Origin of the sequence: Pseudomonas sp. UBA1879 (genome assembly GCF_002338065.1) — a bacterium.
Lineage (GTDB): Bacteria > Pseudomonadota > Gammaproteobacteria > Pseudomonadales > Pseudomonadaceae > Aquipseudomonas.
This window is the reverse complement of the sequence record NZ_DDHJ01000014.1, coordinates 36,972-50,658: the sequence shown is the minus strand read 5'-3', so window position 1 is coordinate 50,658 and position 13,687 is coordinate 36,972. Positions and strand designations below refer to the sequence as shown.

Sequence of the window (13,687 nt, the reverse complement as noted above, 5' to 3'; positions counted from 1 at the left end):
AGCATTGCTGCTTTTTTATCCCGGACAGCTTGCCCGACAAGGGACGAGCGCAGAGACTGAGGCCATGCAAACCGAGCGCAATAAACCGGGTCAGAACGCTGCTCCCGGCAAAGAGTTCTTCCTTCCGGAACTGTGCCTGCCGCAGGCGCTGCTGGTGCTGATCGTGCTTGCCGAACTGTTGGTCTTGGTGCTGGTGTTGGTAGAGCCGATGCGCCCGGGCTTCGACTGGGTGCGACTGGCGCTGATTTCGCTGTTCGTGCAATGGATCGTGTTGCTGTCTGCGGCGTTGCTATGCGGTTTGCGCCCGTGGCTGGCGCGCCTCAAACCCGGGATGGCGGGCGCCATGGGCTGCCTGCTGGTGGTGGCGGTGACACTGGCCTGCACAGCCGTGACCGACTATTGCCAGCTGGACGGCGCGCTGCCAGTCGACAGCGACGTCCAGCGTTATCTTCGCTACGGTTTGATTGCGTTGATCATGTCGGCGCTGATGTTGCGCTACTTTTATCTGCAAAGTCAGTGGCGCAAGCAGCAACAGGCCGAGTTGCGAGCCCGTATCGAATCGCTGCAGGCGCGTATCCGGCCGCACTTTCTGTTCAACACGCTTAACAGCATCGCCAGTCTGGTCAGCAGCGACCCGGTCAAGGCTGAGCAGGCGGTGCTCGACCTCTCCGACCTGTTTCGCGCCAGCCTGGGCAAACCCGGCAGCCTGACGACATGGGGGGAAGAGCTGGAGTTGGCCCGACGTTATCTATCGATTGAGCAATATCGACTTGGCGAGCGTCTACAGTTGGACTGGGATGTCAGCGCAATTCCCGACGACTTGCCGATTCCCCAGCTAACCTTGCAGCCATTACTTGAGAACGCGTTGATCTACGGCATTGCGCCCCGTGTTGAAGGCGGCGTGGTCAGGGTCGAGGCGCACTACGAACGGGGAGTATTCATATTGCATGTCAGTAATCCCTACGAAGAAGTCGCCTCCCGGCAGACCTCAAATGGCACTCAGCAAGCCTTGGCAAACATAGGCGCCCGGATCACGGCACTTTTTGGACCTCTCGCGAGTCTGACCGTGGAGCGCCGTGACGGTCGTCACTTCACCTGTCTACGCTATCCTTGTGCGAGACTCACGCAGGAAGCCAGAGCAATATGAATGTCCTGATCGTTGATGACGAACCCCTAGCCCGCGATCGCCTGAGCCGTCTGGTTGGCGACCTCGAGGGTTATCGGGTCCTGGAACCCAGCGCCACCAATGGCGAAGAAGCCTTGACGCTGATCGATAGTCTGAAACCCGACGTGGTTTTACTCGATATCCGCATGCCGGGCCTTGATGGGCTGCAGGTTGCGGCCAAATTATGCGAACGCGACACACCACCTGCCGTGGTTTTCTGCACGGCCCACGATGAATTTGCGCTGGAAGCCTTTCAAGTCAGCGCCGTGGGGTATCTGGTCAAACCGGTGCGTCCTGAAAATCTGCTTGAAGCATTGCGCAAGGCCGAACGGCCAAATCGCGTGCAACTGGCGGCAATGACTCGCCCTGCCGCCGAAAGCGGAAACGGACCTCGTAGCCATATCAGTGCACGCACGCGCAAAGGCATTGAGCTAATCCCGCTGGACCACGTGATCTACTTCATCGCGGATCACAAGTACGTGACCTTGCGCCATGAAGATGGCGAAGTCCTGCTCGACGAGCCGTTGAAGGCACTGGAAGACGAGTTCGGGGATCGCTTCGTGCGCATCCATCGCAACGCCTTGGTAGCCCGTGACCGTATCGAGCGTTTGCAGCGCACGCCCTTGGGGCATTTCCAGCTCTTCCTGAAAGGGCTGAATGGCGACGCACTGATCGTCAGCCGCCGGCACGTAGCCGGGGTGCGCAAGATGATGCAGCACTTGTAGTTTTCAGTCGGGTCTAGCCTTTGTAGAAGTGAGCTTGCTCGCGATTCGATTTGTCAGCCGCCGAGGTCTGTGCCGGGTGCACCGGCCGCATTGCGAGCAAGCTCTCCTGCACAAGCAGGGTCTCGCACATGCCGCTGCCGGCAAGCCGTGCTGTTAAAACGATGTCCGGTTGTCACGAGCGACACGCCGTCGCATGGCCTCCGTGCATCGATTGAGAACATGATGCGCGCAGATTGATGACAGTCATTCGGCCCGATTGGGCCTAGCTGTTATCATCCGCCGCATTCACTCAGTACGGATCGATTCATGTCCACTCGCGAAATCCGCATCGCCACGCGCAAAAGCGCGTTGGCACTCTGGCAGGCCGAATACGTGAAGGCTCGCCTGCAAGACGCTCACCCCGGCCTTATTGTGACGCTGGTTCCGATGGTCAGCCGGGGCGACAAACTGCTGGATTCGCCGCTGTCGAAAATTGGTGGCAAGGGCCTGTTCGTCAAAGAGCTGGAAACCGCGCTGCTGGAAGACGAAGCGGACATCGCCGTGCATTCGATGAAAGACGTGCCGATGGATTTCCCACAGGGCCTGGGCCTGTTTTGCATCTGTGAGCGAGAAGACCCGCGCGACGCGTTCGTCTCAAACACGTTCGCCAGCCTCGAGGAGCTGCCAGCGGGCAGTGTCGTGGGCACGTCGAGCCTGCGTCGCCAGGCACAATTACTGGCGCTTCGCCCCGATCTGAACATTCACTTTCTGCGCGGCAACGTCAACACCCGTCTGGCCAAGCTCGATGCGGGCGAATACGACGCCATCATCCTTGCGGCGGCGGGCTTGATTCGTTTGGGCTTCGAAGACCGCATCACCTCGGCGATCAGTGTCGACCATAGTCTGCCTGCGGGCGGGCAGGGCGCGGTCGGTATCGAATGCCGCAGCCTCGACACCGAGCTGCACGCGCTGCTGGCCCCGCTTCATCACACCGACACCGCCCTGCGCGTTACGGCCGAGCGAGCGCTGAACAAACACCTCAATGGTGGTTGTCAGGTGCCGATCGCGTGTTACGCCGTTCTGGAGGATGACCAACTGTGGCTGCGCGGCCTGGTGGGAGATCCCACAGGTAGCGTGCTTCTGCACGCCGACGCCCGCGCGCCACACGCCGATGCTCAAGCGCTGGGCGTGCAAGTCGCTGAGGCGTTATTGGCGCAAGGCGCTGCGAAAATCCTCAAGGCGGTTTACGGCGAGGCGGACGAAGCGTGAAGGGGTGGCGTCTGCTGCTGACCCGCCCGGCCGAAGAATCCCGAGCCCTTGCCGAGACACTGGCGCAGGCGGGCGTGTTCAGCACCAGCTTGCCTCTGCTGGAAATCGAGCCGTTGCCGGTGTCCGAAGAGAGTCGCTCGATCATTTACGACCTTGCGGCCTATTGCGCCGTGATCGTCGTCAGCAAGCCTGCCGCGCGGTTGGGGCTGGAACGGGTCGACGAGGTCTGGCCGCAGCCGCCGATGCAGACCTGGTTCACCGTGGGCGCGGCCACTGCGCAGATTCTCGATGATTACGGCCTGCGCGTGTACTTCCCTGAACAAGCCGAAGACAGCGAAGCATTGCTCGAACTCCCCCAACTTCATGACGCCCTCCGCGGCTACGACCCCAAGGTGCTGATCATGCGCGGCGAAGACGGTCGCGAATTATTGGCCGAGCGCCTGCGCGAACAGGGCGTGACGGTCGATTATCTGCCGTTGTATCGCCGCAATCTGCCGCAGTATCCGGCTTTCGTCCTGCCGCAACGGGTGGCGGCGGAACGCTTGAACGGGCTGGTGGTCAGCAGTGGACAGGGTTTTCAACATCTGCGCGAGTTGGCTGGTGACGCGTGGCCGGAACTCGCACAGATGCCTATATTCGTACCGAGCCCGCGGGTCGCTGAACAGGCGCGTGAGGCCGGAGCTCTGACCGTAGTGGACTGCCGGGGCGCCAGCGCTTCGGCCTTGCTGGCAGCGCTGCAGGCTCATCCTGCACCTGCCTCTCAGGCGTAATGATCGACGGGTCGGATTACGCGATTACGCCCAAATGCATAGGATGGATACGTGAGCGAAACAGTCTTGCCTAATGATGGCGTTGAACCGGTACTGGCCAAATCCGAACCATTGCCGGATCCGGCGCGAAAAGAACCTTCCCCGCGCCGTTCCAGCAACGGATTGGCCATTCTGGCACTGCTGCTGGGCGCTGCGGGCGTGGCTATCGGCGGCTGGAGCGTGTGGCAATTGCGCGCAATACAGGTCGGCCATCAGCAGCAGTCCGGGCAGTTGGATGACCTCGGTTCGCAGACCCGCACCTTGCAGCAGAGCGAGCAGCAATTGGCCGCGCGGCTTGCGCAATTGCCCCCTGCTCAGGAGCTGGAAGACCGTCGTCGACTGGTCACGCAGTTGCAGGGCGATCAGCAACGTCTGAGCCAACGTCTGGAAACCGTGCTCGGCGCCAGTCGCAAAGACTGGCGTCTGGCCGAGGCAGAGCACCTCCTGCGGTTGGCAAGCCTTCGCCTGTCTGCGCTTCAGGACATCAACAGCGCACAAGCCCTGGTGCAGGGTGCCGATGAGATTCTGCGCGAACAGGACGATCCGGGCGCCTACGCTGCACGTGAGCAACTCGCCAAGAGCCTGGCAGCGCTGCACAGCGTCGATCAACCTGACCGCACCGGCCTGTTCCTGCAGCTGGCAGCCTTGCGCGATCAGGCGACTCAGCTGACGGCCCTGGCACCCGAATACAAAGACAAAGGCGAGTCCCTGCTGGGGCTGACTGATGGCCAGGAAGACAGCTACTGGGCAAAGTGGTGGGACAAAATCTCTCAATACATTCGCCTCGACTTCCACGCGGACAAAAATGTCCGCCCGTTGCTGGCTGGCCAGAGCCTGACTCAAGTACGCCTGGCGTTGAGTCTGGCGCTGGAACAAGCGCAGTGGGCCGCGCTCAACGGCGAACAGCCTGTCTATGCCAAGGCGGTGACCGAGGCGCGTAGTGTGCTGGACGCCAATTTCAATCAGGACAACCCCCAGAGCAAAGCGCTGGGCGAGCATCTGGACGAACTGGCCAAGCAGCCGGTGGCGGTGATCACACCTGATCTGACCCCGAGCCTGAGTGCAGTGCAAGCCTACCTGGAGCAGCGCCACACGCCGGTGGGCGGTGCGCTGGATAAACCCGCTGAAGGGGCCCAGGCAGGGAGCAAGCCATGAAGCGCGGCTACGTCATCGTCTTTTTCCTGATCGTGCTTGCAACGTTGTTGGGGCTGGCGATTTCTCGTCACACCGGCTACGTGCTGATCGCTTACGACTCGTTCCGCTATGAGTCCAGCCTCTGGGCAGCCCTGGCGTTGCTAGTGTTTGTCGCGTTTGTGCTTTGGCTGGTGCGGGGACTGATTCGGCTGCTGACGACCTCCGGCGGCGTGGTCAACCCCTGGTCCCGGCGCAACCGCAGCCGTCGTGCGCAGATCGCGATCGAGCGCGGCCAGCTAGACCTTGCAGAGGGCCGTTGGGCCAGCGCGCAGCGTTATCTGCACCGCGCCGCGGAGGCCGAGCGAGAACCGTTGCTCTACTACCTTGGAGCCGCTCGTGCTGCCAATGAGCAGGGCCGTTATGACGAGAGCGATAACTTGCTGGAGCGCGCACTTGAGCGTCAGCCTCATGCTGAATTGGCGATCGCGTTGAATCACGCCCAGCTCCAACTGGACCGCGGCGACAACGATGGCGCGCTGGAAACCTTGCACGCGATGCACGAGCGTCATCCGCACAATCCGCAAGTGCTGCGTCAGTTACAGCGGCTGTATCGCCAACGTGGACAGTGGCCTGAGCTTATCCGTCTCATGCCTGAACTGCGCAAGGACAAAGTCTTGCCTGCGCAGGAACTGGCTGAACTGGAAAAACGCGCCTGGGGCGAAAACCTCTCGTTAGTCGCCTATCAGGGTGCCGACAATGAATCGGGGCCTGCCGGCTTGCCTGCGTTGGAAACCGCATGGCAGCAACTGACCTCGGCGCAACGTCAAGAGCCAGCCTTGGTACTGGCCTACGCAGAGCAATTGCGGCGTCATGGGGCTGATGTGCAGGCCGAGGAGATCCTGCGTAACGCGATGAAACGCGATTACAACAGTCATCTCGCCAGACTTTACGGGCTGGTGCGCGGAAGTGATCCCGGCAAGCAATTGCAGACCGCCGAGGGCTGGCTCAAGCAGCATCCGGACGATCCGGGCCTGCTGCTGACATTGGGCCGTCTCTGCTTGCAGAGCAGCCTGTGGGGCAAAGCTCGCGATTACCTCGAAAGCAGCCTCAGACTGCAACGTAATCCTGAAGCCTGCGCAGAGCTTGCACGTTTGCTTGGTCAACTGGGTGAAACTGAACGCAGCAATCAGCTCTTCCAAGAGGGGCTCGGCTTGCTGGACGAGCGTTTACTCGCTCGTCCGCTGCCTGCGCTCGCCCGGGCCTGAAGCGCAGCAGCGTCATTGTGAAAAGGCCCTGAATACGGGCCTTTTTGCTGGGAAATCCATAACGCGCGTAAGACCGTTCCCAAAATTCGTACAGTTTCTGTCTCCATCACTGCCAGAAGAGCGCGATTTCCTACCTGTGCGGTCGGTGAATCCCTACTCACGCTAAGAAATATCCTCCTGCGGTCGCCTTGAAAGCGGGTCTCGCTTTCCTCTACCGTAACCGCCTTCGTCTTTTGTTACGGATTTTCCATGCATCTGGCTCGCACACGCTTTCTTTTCTTTCTGGCATTTTTCGCCTGTGCGCTGATTGTGGGTGCGACGTTTTATCTTGAGCGCGTGGTAGGTAACGCCCCATGCCCGCTTTGTCTTGCACAGCGAGGCCTTTTCCTCGCCTGTGCTGTCATCTGTTTAGCGGCGGTGCTGCACGCGCCGCGCATGTCGGGGTGGCGCGTTTATTCCGGGCTTTTGCTGCTGCCATCGCTCACGGGGGCTGCATTGGCAGGGCGGCAGGTCTGGCTACAAGCAGCGCCGCCGGAGAACCTGGCGGCTTGCCTCGTGAATCAACAGTATTTACTCGATACCCAGCCTTGGCTGAAGGTGCTGTGGATGATTCTTGCAGGCACTGCCGGGTGCTCTGAAATCACCTGGTCACTGTTTGGCATCAGTCTCCCGGAGTGGAGCCTGCTGGCGTTTGCAGCCGTTAGCCTATTCGCGATGTACCACCTGTTGATCGACTTTTGCCAATTCAGATCAATAGATATCGACGCCAGCGATTAAACACTTGTATGAACTTTATCGTCTGCGTACCTTGATGGCCTCGACGCACGGGCATAATCTGGCCCGCACGCGTTATCGGAATAATGCTGCTGTCGACGTATTTCAGAGCCGGTTTTTGCACGCATCCGGCCTTATCGCCAGTCGATCACCAGCAGCATGCCCCTGAAGGGAAGAGAGAACATCATGCTCGAAAGTTGTCAGAACGCTCAGGAACGCTGGGGTGGGGTTCACAAATTGATCGACCGTTGGTTGCTGGAACGCAACGAGCTGATCAAGGCGTACGATGTACTAGGCGCCGAGCCCGAAGCGTTGTCCGAGACCACCAAACAGCTGCAGGAATTTTGCGGCACGCTCGTCGACTACGTATCGGCAGGTCATTTTGAAATCTATGAGCAACTGACGGGCGAGGCCAAGGCATTCAACGATCAGCGCGGCCTGGAACTCGCCGATACGCTTTATCCCCGCATCGATGTGATCACCGAGAAGCTGCTGGCCTTCAATGATCTGTGTGACGAAGGTAAATGCGTGGCGGAGAAGTTCAAGGAGCTGGGCTGTTTGCTGCACGAGCGTTTCGAGCTGGAGGATTGCCTGATCGAAGTCCTGCATAACGCGCACAAAGAGCAAGATGCCGTGCAGGCCTGAGTCGGTTCAGGCTTCAAGAAGGGCGCCATTGCGGCGCCCTTTTTGTTGTACCAGCATTTTTACTGCGACACCGCCAGCAGCTCGATTTCGAACACCAGCGGGGTGTACGGGTCGATCAGGTCGCCTGCGCCTTCCGCGCCATAGGCCTGCGCGGACGGGATCACCAGGCGCCATTTGGCACCCACTGGCATGTCCACGAGTGCGGTGGTCCAGCCGGCGATCACGCTGTCGAGGCGGAACCATTGTGGCTGCTGGCTTTGGTCGAAGATCGTGCCGTCAGGCAGGCGGCCAACGTATTTCACTTGAACACGGCCATTGATATCAGGTTTGGCGCCACTGCCCGGGGTCAATTCGGTCATCAGGATACCGTCGGCAAGCTGGCGAACACCGGGCTTGGCTTTTTCGGCGTCCATGAACTTGCGCTCTTCCTTCAGCGCGGCTTCGGTCTGTGGTTCGGATTGGCCGGCGTTTTCCGCTTGCGCAAGCGCTGCATCATGATCGCTGAGGATTTGCTCCATGCGTTCCTGTTTGATGGCGAGCGGTTTGTTTTGATACGCCTGTTGCAGGCCTTCGATCAGGGCAGGCAATTGCAAATCTGGGGCTTCCTGGCGCAACCGTTCACCCAGGCTTGCACCCAGGCTGTAGGACAGATCATGGGTGTTGTTAGAAGGTGCAGCATCGGTCGCGTGTGCAAGGTTTACCAAGAGGAACAACGACATTAAGAAGTAGCGCGACATGAATGCTCTCCGGCCTGGGAAGACGCGATTATGCCAGCGCCCGGCAGCAAATGTGATGACGATGTGAAGGGATTTTGGCCGACGTGCAACAGCGCGCGATTTGCAGTGTCAAGTGGAAAGGGTTACAGCCCCTAGCGGCAGTGCGGGCAGAGGTCTAGTATGAGCCGCATTCAAATCAGCCAGGAGGTAAATCATGTCGGCCAACAAGAAGCCAGTAAACACTCCCTTGCATTTGCTCCAACAGCTTTCGAGCAGCTTGCTCGAACACCTTGAAGATGCCTGCTCGACAGCGCTGGCTGATGCCGAAAAGTTGCTCGCCAAGCTTGAAAAGCAACGCGGCAAGGCACAGGAAAAACTGCACAAGTCCCGCACTAAATTGCAGGATGCCGCCACTGCCGGCAAAGCCAAGGCCCAGACCAAGGCTAAAGACGCAATCGCTGAACTTGAAGCGTTGCTGGACGCGTTGAAAGACCGTCAGACCGAAACCCGCACATACATTCTCAACCTTAAGCGCGACGCTCAGGAAAGCCTGAAGCTGGCGCAGGGCATTGGTCGTGTCAAAGAGGCCGTGGGCAAAGCGCTGAGCGATCGCGCAACCAAGGCGCCGACCAAAGTGGCCAAGCCTGCTGCTAAAGCGGCGACCAAGCCCGCTGTAAAGGCACCGGCGAAAGCACCTGCCAAGTCTGCCGCTGCCAAGCCCGCCGTTGCCAAACCTGCTGCGAAAGCCCCTGCTTCCAAACCTGCTGCTGCCAAAGCGCCGGTGAAAGCCGCTGCGGCCAAGCCGGCCGCCAGAACCACCGCCGCTAAGTCCGCCGCCGTCAACGCGCCGGTCGCGGCCAAGACTGCGGCTAAGCCTGCCGCCAAAGCGGCCAGCAAACCCGCCGCAAAACCTGTCGCGAGCACATCGGCCGCTGCGAAGGCACCTGCGAAAACTGCCGCTGCAAAACCTGCTGCCAAGCCAGTGAGTTCTGCTGCGAAGCCAGCCGCTAAACCGGGCCCCAAGCCATCGGCTGCCAAGCCAGCCGCCGCTAAACCTGCGGCTAAACCTGCCGCTGCGAAACCCGTGACTGCCGCCGCTAAACCCGCAGCATCGAAAGCTGCCAAGCCAGCGGCTGCTAAACCTGCCGCTGCAAAGCCGGCCGCTAAATCCGCCGCTGCCAAGCCAGCCGTGAAGCGTGCTGCGAAACCCGCTGCCGCCAAACCTGCTAGTCAATCGACTGCCAAACCTGCCGCTCCGGCAGCTGCTGCCAAGCCTGCAACGCCAGCGCCAGCGTCGTCCACTTCGACTACGCCTGCCCCAGCCGCTCCTGCTGCGCCAGCTGCTACGCCAGCGACCGGTTCGTCGTCTAACAGCGCTTCCTAAATAAGATCGACCCCGACCCGTTGCAGGACCTGCAGCGCGTCGGGGGCTTTCTCTGCCGCTTCGCCTGCGAGCGCTCCTAGCCACACCCCTGAATGCTCAGCCGCGTGCTCAGGCCAATCCTGAATCAAGCGCTGCAACCGCACTAACAGCTCCCGCTCGGCGTCCAATTCCAAGCCCTTCACCCGCTCACGTAGCGCGCTGAGTTCTTCGTCTGTCGCTGCGGCGGCCTTCCATTGTGTGCGCACTGCGCGGAGCGGCCCGACGACCTGGTCGTGCCAAGGCGTGGCCAATTGTCTGATTTCCTCGGCGCGCTGCGGGTTGAACGGGATGTTGCGCTGATCAAGCCAGACGCCGCATAACAAGGCGCAGACGTTGCCGCCTTTGGCCTGCAACGTCAGGCAGGCTTGCTCCACGCCTGGTCGAGCGTAGAAATCGAGGGTGAAACTCCAGAGGTCGGAAGCCATAGTCATCTACCTGTTTTGGACGAAGCTGGTAGACTCCGCCGCCATTATGATCAGACTTCAAAGCCTTACCTTACAGCGTGGTCCGCAACGTCTGCTAGAAGACGCCGAGCTGACCCTGCACGCTGGCCAGAAAGCCGGCCTGATCGGCGCCAATGGCGCCGGCAAATCCAGCCTGTTCGCCTTGCTGCGGGGTGAACTGTCCCCCGATAACGGCGATTGCTCGCTGCCTGCCGATTGGCGCATCGCCCACATGCGCCAGGAGGTCGATACCCTCGAACGCCTGGCTGTGGACTACGTGCTCGATGGCGACGTGCGTCTGCGTCAGGTCCAACAAGACCTGGCGGCCGCCGAAGCGGCTCACGACGGTGCTGCCCAAGCCCGTCTGCATTCGGAACTCGACAGCGCCGACGGCTATACCGCCGACGCCCGCGCGCGCAAATTGCTCGCCGGACTGGGCTTCACCAACGAGCAGATGGAACGTCAAGTCGGCAGTTTCTCCGGTGGCTGGCGGATGCGCCTGAACCTGGCGCAGGCCCTGATGTGCCCGTCGGACCTGTTGCTGCTCGACGAGCCCACCAACCACTTGGACCTCGATGCCATTCTCTGGCTCGAAGACTGGCTGAAAGGGTATCCGGGCACGCTGCTGTTGATTTCCCACGACCGGGATTTTCTCGACGCCGTGGTTGACCATATCGCTCACGTCGACCAGAAAAAGATCACGCTCTATCGTGGCGGCTACAGTGCGTTCGAGCGGGCCCGCGCCGAACGTCTGGCCCAGCAGCAACAAGCCTACGAGAAGCAGCAGGCCCAGCGTGCGCACATGGAAAAATACATTGCGCGGTTCAAGGCTCAAGCGACCAAGGCGCGTCAGGCGCAGAGCCGGATCAAAGCCCTGGAGCGGATGGAAGAACTCTCCGCTGCCCATGTCGATTCCCCTTTCAACTTCACCTTCCGTGAGTCCGACAAGATTTCCAGTCCGTTGCTGGACCTGTCCGATGCGCGTTTGGGCTATGGCGACAAGGCCGTGCTGCAGAAGGTCAAGTTGCAACTGACGCCGGGTGCGCGGATCGGGCTGCTCGGGCCGAACGGCGCGGGTAAATCCACCCTGATCAAAAACCTCTCCGGTGAGCTTGAGCCGTTGAGCGGGCGCTTGCTGCGCGGCGAGAACACAGTCGTCGGCTACTTCGCCCAGCATCAGTTGGATTCGCTCGATGCCAAGGCCAGTCCGCTGCTGCACCTGCAGCGCATCGCGCCAACCGAGCGCGAGCAGACGCTGCGTGACTTTCTCGGTGGTTTCGACTTCCGGGGTGCGCGTCTGGAAGAGCCCGTACTGAATTTCTCCGGGGGTGAAAAGGCGCGTCTGGCGCTGGCCTTGATCGCCTGGGACAAGCCAAACCTGCTGCTGCTCGACGAACCGACCAACCACCTGGATCTGGAGATGCGCCTGGCCCTGACCATGGCCCTGCAAGAATTCAGTGGCGCGGTGTTGGTGGTGTCTCACGACCGTCATCTGCTCAAAAGCACCACTGATAATTTCCTGCTGGTCGCGGATGGCGTGGTCGAAGAGTTCGATGGCGATCTGGACGACTACACTCGCTGGCTGGCTGATTATCGGCAACGTAATGCCCCGGTCAGCAACACGTCGGTCAACGCCGACAAAACCGACAAAAAGGCCCAGCGCCAGCAGGCAGCAGCTTTGCGTCAGCAGCTTGCGCCGCACAAACGTGAAGCCGAGAAGCTGGAAAAGGAACTCGGCACGGTTCATGAAAAGCTGGCCAAGATCGAGACAGCGTTGGGCGATAGCGCCATCTACGAAGCCGCGAACAAAGACAAGCTGCGCGACGTGTTAGCGGATCAGGCCAAGCTGAAGGCGCGTGAATCCGAGCTGGAAGAGGCGTGGATGGAAGCGCTGGAACTGCTGGAGTCGATGCAGGCCGAGCTGGAAGCGTTGTCCTGATGGAATCGCTGGCGTTACCGGTTCCGGCGTATTGGATCGAGCCGATCCTCATTGGGTTGCAGATTCTGTTGATCCTACTGATCGGCTACACCTTGCAACGGTTCGTGGCGCGGTTCCTGAACCGAATGGCCGAACGTTATCCGTTGTTACCGCCCGAGTTGTTGGTAATGGTTCGTGGCGGGTTGCGCTGGCTGATCATGGGCACGGCGTTCGTGGCCGTGCTGGGGCGTCTGGGTGTTTCCGCGTCGGTGCTGTGGGCGGCGCTCTCGGGGTTCGTGGCCGTGGCGGCGGTGGCGTTTTTCGCCATGTGGAGCGTGCTCTCAAACCTGCTGTGCGCCGTGTTCATCTTCACCATGGGGCCGTTTCGCATCGGCGACGTGGTCGAACTGGTGGACACTACAGACAAGCCTGGCATCAAGGGCCGCGTCACGGCCATCAACCTGATGTTCACCACGCTGGTCGAACCGGCCGAGTTGGGCGGCACGCTGGTGCAAGTGCCCAACAGCCAGTTCTTCCAAAAGTCGATTCGCCGCTGGCGCGGCAACGATGGCATGGCAATCATTTCCGGCGAGAAGCGCGCCGACGATCCCGCGTCGAAATAGCCTCACAGTTGCGAGCGAAGGCAGCGTAACAGTTAGAAATAATTGGTCTTTCCCCTGAGCAAACATTAGGTTAGACACAGTTCCCGTTCTGCCTGAGGTGTGTCATGTCGCTCGAAACGTGGCTGGCGTTTTTCGCTGCCTGTTGGGTCATCAGTCTTTCGCCTGGCGCCGGTGCCATTGCATCGATGTCCAGCGGTCTGCAATACGGATTCTGGCGCGGCTACTGGAATGCGTTGGGCCTGCAAGTGGCGTTGGTCGTCCAGATCGCGATCGTCGCCGCAGGCCTCGGTGCGGTGCTGGCCACTTCGGCGCTGGCCTTCACGATAATCAAGTGGTTTGGCGTCGCCTACCTGGTGTACCTCGGTATCAAACAGTGGCGGGCGATGCCGAGCGATCTGTCTGACGACGCGGCCATCCGCCCGGTCGGCAAGCCGCTGGCGTTGGTCACACGCGGTTTTCTGGTGAACATTAGCAACCCCAAGGCTCTGGTGTTCATGCTCGCGATCCTGCCGCAGTTCATCGACACTCATCTGCCGCAATTCCCTCAATACATGACGATCGGCGTGACGATGGTCTGCGTGGATCTGATCGTGATGGCGGGCTATACCGGGCTGGCGTCGAAAGTGCTTCGAGCACTCAAATCGCCCAAGCAGCAACGCCGTATGAACCGCACGTTTGCCGGTTTGTTCGTCAGTGCGGCGGCGTTCCTTGCAACATTGCACCGCGCTTGATGCCGGGCCAAGGCTGGTTGATGTGCAAACTGTGGGAATGAGCTTGCTCACGAAGGCAATCAGGCAGT

14 protein-coding genes are annotated in these 13,687 nt (G+C 60.4%); 12 read left to right on the top strand and 2 right to left on the bottom strand.

All coding sequences use genetic code 11. The features are described 5' to 3' along the window. The first annotated feature begins 64 nt into the window (after positions 1-64). The 8 genes from B3N48_RS13680 (at position 65) to rsd (ending at position 7,765) form a co-directional block, all read left to right on the top strand. Positions 65-1,147 (top strand): sensor histidine kinase, encoded by a 1,083-nt coding sequence (locus tag B3N48_RS13680; protein ID WP_296184562.1) that lies wholly within the window; start codon positions 65-67, stop codon positions 1,145-1,147. Further along, positions 1,144-1,890: a LytR/AlgR family response regulator transcription factor gene (locus B3N48_RS13675; protein ID WP_296184561.1), complete on the top strand. Its 747-nt coding sequence runs from the start codon at positions 1,144-1,146 to the stop codon at positions 1,888-1,890. Before B3N48_RS13680 ends, B3N48_RS13675 begins: the two co-directional genes overlap by 4 nt. A gap of 306 nt (positions 1,891-2,196) precedes the next feature. Then, entirely contained in the window at positions 2,197-3,138 is a 942-nt protein-coding gene (hemC, locus tag B3N48_RS13670; RefSeq protein WP_296184559.1) for a hydroxymethylbilane synthase, read from the top strand. Further along, on the top strand, positions 3,135-3,908 hold the full coding sequence (locus B3N48_RS13665; RefSeq protein WP_296184557.1) for a uroporphyrinogen-III synthase: 774 nt from the start codon (positions 3,135-3,137) through the stop codon (positions 3,906-3,908). Before hemC ends, B3N48_RS13665 begins: the two co-directional genes overlap by 4 nt. Before the next feature lie 51 nt (positions 3,909-3,959). After that, a complete protein-coding gene (locus B3N48_RS13660) occupies positions 3,960-5,102 on the top strand; it encodes a uroporphyrinogen-III C-methyltransferase (RefSeq protein ID WP_296184556.1) in 1,143 nt (380 codons plus the stop codon). Further along, complete coding sequence (locus B3N48_RS13655; RefSeq protein WP_296184554.1) at positions 5,099-6,346, top strand: heme biosynthesis protein HemY; 1,248 nt, start codon at positions 5,099-5,101, stop codon at positions 6,344-6,346. The genes B3N48_RS13660 and B3N48_RS13655 overlap by 4 nt, the downstream gene beginning before the upstream one ends. 249 nt (positions 6,347-6,595) lie before the next feature. Further along, complete coding sequence (locus tag B3N48_RS13650; protein ID WP_296184552.1) at positions 6,596-7,123, top strand: disulfide bond formation protein B; 528 nt, start codon at positions 6,596-6,598, stop codon at positions 7,121-7,123. A 183-nt stretch (positions 7,124-7,306) separates the two neighbouring features. After that, complete coding sequence (gene rsd / locus B3N48_RS13645) at positions 7,307-7,765, top strand: sigma D regulator (protein ID WP_296184551.1); 459 nt, start codon at positions 7,307-7,309, stop codon at positions 7,763-7,765. 59 nt (positions 7,766-7,824) lie between these two features. Here rsd and B3N48_RS13640 read toward each other — a convergent pair whose 3' ends face one another. Beyond that, positions 7,825-8,502, bottom strand: a complete 678-nt coding sequence (locus tag B3N48_RS13640) for an FKBP-type peptidyl-prolyl cis-trans isomerase (protein WP_296184550.1) — start codon at positions 8,500-8,502, stop codon at positions 7,825-7,827. Positions 8,503-8,695: 193 nt separating this feature from the next. Here B3N48_RS13640 and B3N48_RS13635 point away from each other — a divergent pair, with 193 nt between their 5' ends. After that, entirely contained in the window at positions 8,696-9,865 is a 1,170-nt protein-coding gene (locus B3N48_RS13635; RefSeq protein ID WP_296184548.1) for an AlgP family protein, read from the top strand. Here B3N48_RS13635 and B3N48_RS13630 read toward each other — a convergent pair. Next, a complete protein-coding gene (locus B3N48_RS13630) occupies positions 9,862-10,329 on the bottom strand; it encodes a TIGR02444 family protein (protein ID WP_296184546.1) in 468 nt (155 codons plus the stop codon). The genes B3N48_RS13635 and B3N48_RS13630 overlap by 4 nt on opposite strands. A 46-nt stretch (positions 10,330-10,375) precedes the next feature. Here B3N48_RS13630 and abc-f point away from each other — a divergent pair, with 46 nt between their 5' ends. From abc-f to B3N48_RS13615, 3 genes are all read left to right on the top strand, one after another. Further along, positions 10,376-12,286 (top strand): ribosomal protection-like ABC-F family protein, encoded by a 1,911-nt coding sequence (gene abc-f, locus B3N48_RS13625; protein ID WP_296184545.1) that lies wholly within the window; start codon positions 10,376-10,378, stop codon positions 12,284-12,286. Further along, positions 12,286-12,888 carry a mechanosensitive ion channel family protein gene (locus B3N48_RS13620; protein ID WP_296184544.1) on the top strand — a complete coding sequence of 201 codons (603 nt, stop codon included), beginning with the start codon at positions 12,286-12,288 and terminating at the stop codon, positions 12,886-12,888. Before abc-f ends, B3N48_RS13620 begins: the two co-directional genes overlap by 1 nt. A 104-nt stretch (positions 12,889-12,992) precedes the next feature. Beyond that, a complete protein-coding gene (locus B3N48_RS13615) occupies positions 12,993-13,619 on the top strand; it encodes a LysE family transporter (protein WP_296184542.1) in 627 nt (208 codons plus the stop codon). Positions 13,620-13,687 lie beyond the last annotated feature (68 nt).

Bases quoted from the DNA above. Each gene is read 5' to 3' on its own strand.
- B3N48_RS13680 (WP_296184562.1), top strand. From the start codon at position 65: ATGCAAACCGAGCGCAATAAACCGGGTCAGAACGCTGCTCCCGGCAAA.
- B3N48_RS13675 (WP_296184561.1), top strand. From the start codon at position 1,144: ATGAATGTCCTGATCGTTGATGACGAACCCCTAGCCCGCGATCGCCTG.
- hemC (WP_296184559.1), top strand. From the start codon at position 2,197: ATGTCCACTCGCGAAATCCGCATCGCCACGCGCAAAAGCGCGTTGGCA.
- B3N48_RS13655 (WP_296184554.1), top strand. From the start codon at position 5,099: ATGAAGCGCGGCTACGTCATCGTCTTTTTCCTGATCGTGCTTGCAACG.
- B3N48_RS13650 (WP_296184552.1), top strand. From the start codon at position 6,596: ATGCATCTGGCTCGCACACGCTTTCTTTTCTTTCTGGCATTTTTCGCC.
- rsd (WP_296184551.1), top strand. From the start codon at position 7,307: ATGCTCGAAAGTTGTCAGAACGCTCAGGAACGCTGGGGTGGGGTTCAC.
- B3N48_RS13640 (WP_296184550.1), bottom strand. From the start codon at position 8,502: ATGTCGCGCTACTTCTTAATGTCGTTGTTCCTCTTGGTAAACCTTGCA.
- B3N48_RS13635 (WP_296184548.1), top strand. From the start codon at position 8,696: ATGTCGGCCAACAAGAAGCCAGTAAACACTCCCTTGCATTTGCTCCAA.
- B3N48_RS13630 (WP_296184546.1), bottom strand. From the start codon at position 10,329: ATGGCTTCCGACCTCTGGAGTTTCACCCTCGATTTCTACGCTCGACCA.
- abc-f (WP_296184545.1), top strand. From the start codon at position 10,376: ATGATCAGACTTCAAAGCCTTACCTTACAGCGTGGTCCGCAACGTCTG.
- B3N48_RS13620 (WP_296184544.1), top strand. From the start codon at position 12,286: ATGGAATCGCTGGCGTTACCGGTTCCGGCGTATTGGATCGAGCCGATC.
- B3N48_RS13615 (WP_296184542.1), top strand. From the start codon at position 12,993: ATGTCGCTCGAAACGTGGCTGGCGTTTTTCGCTGCCTGTTGGGTCATC.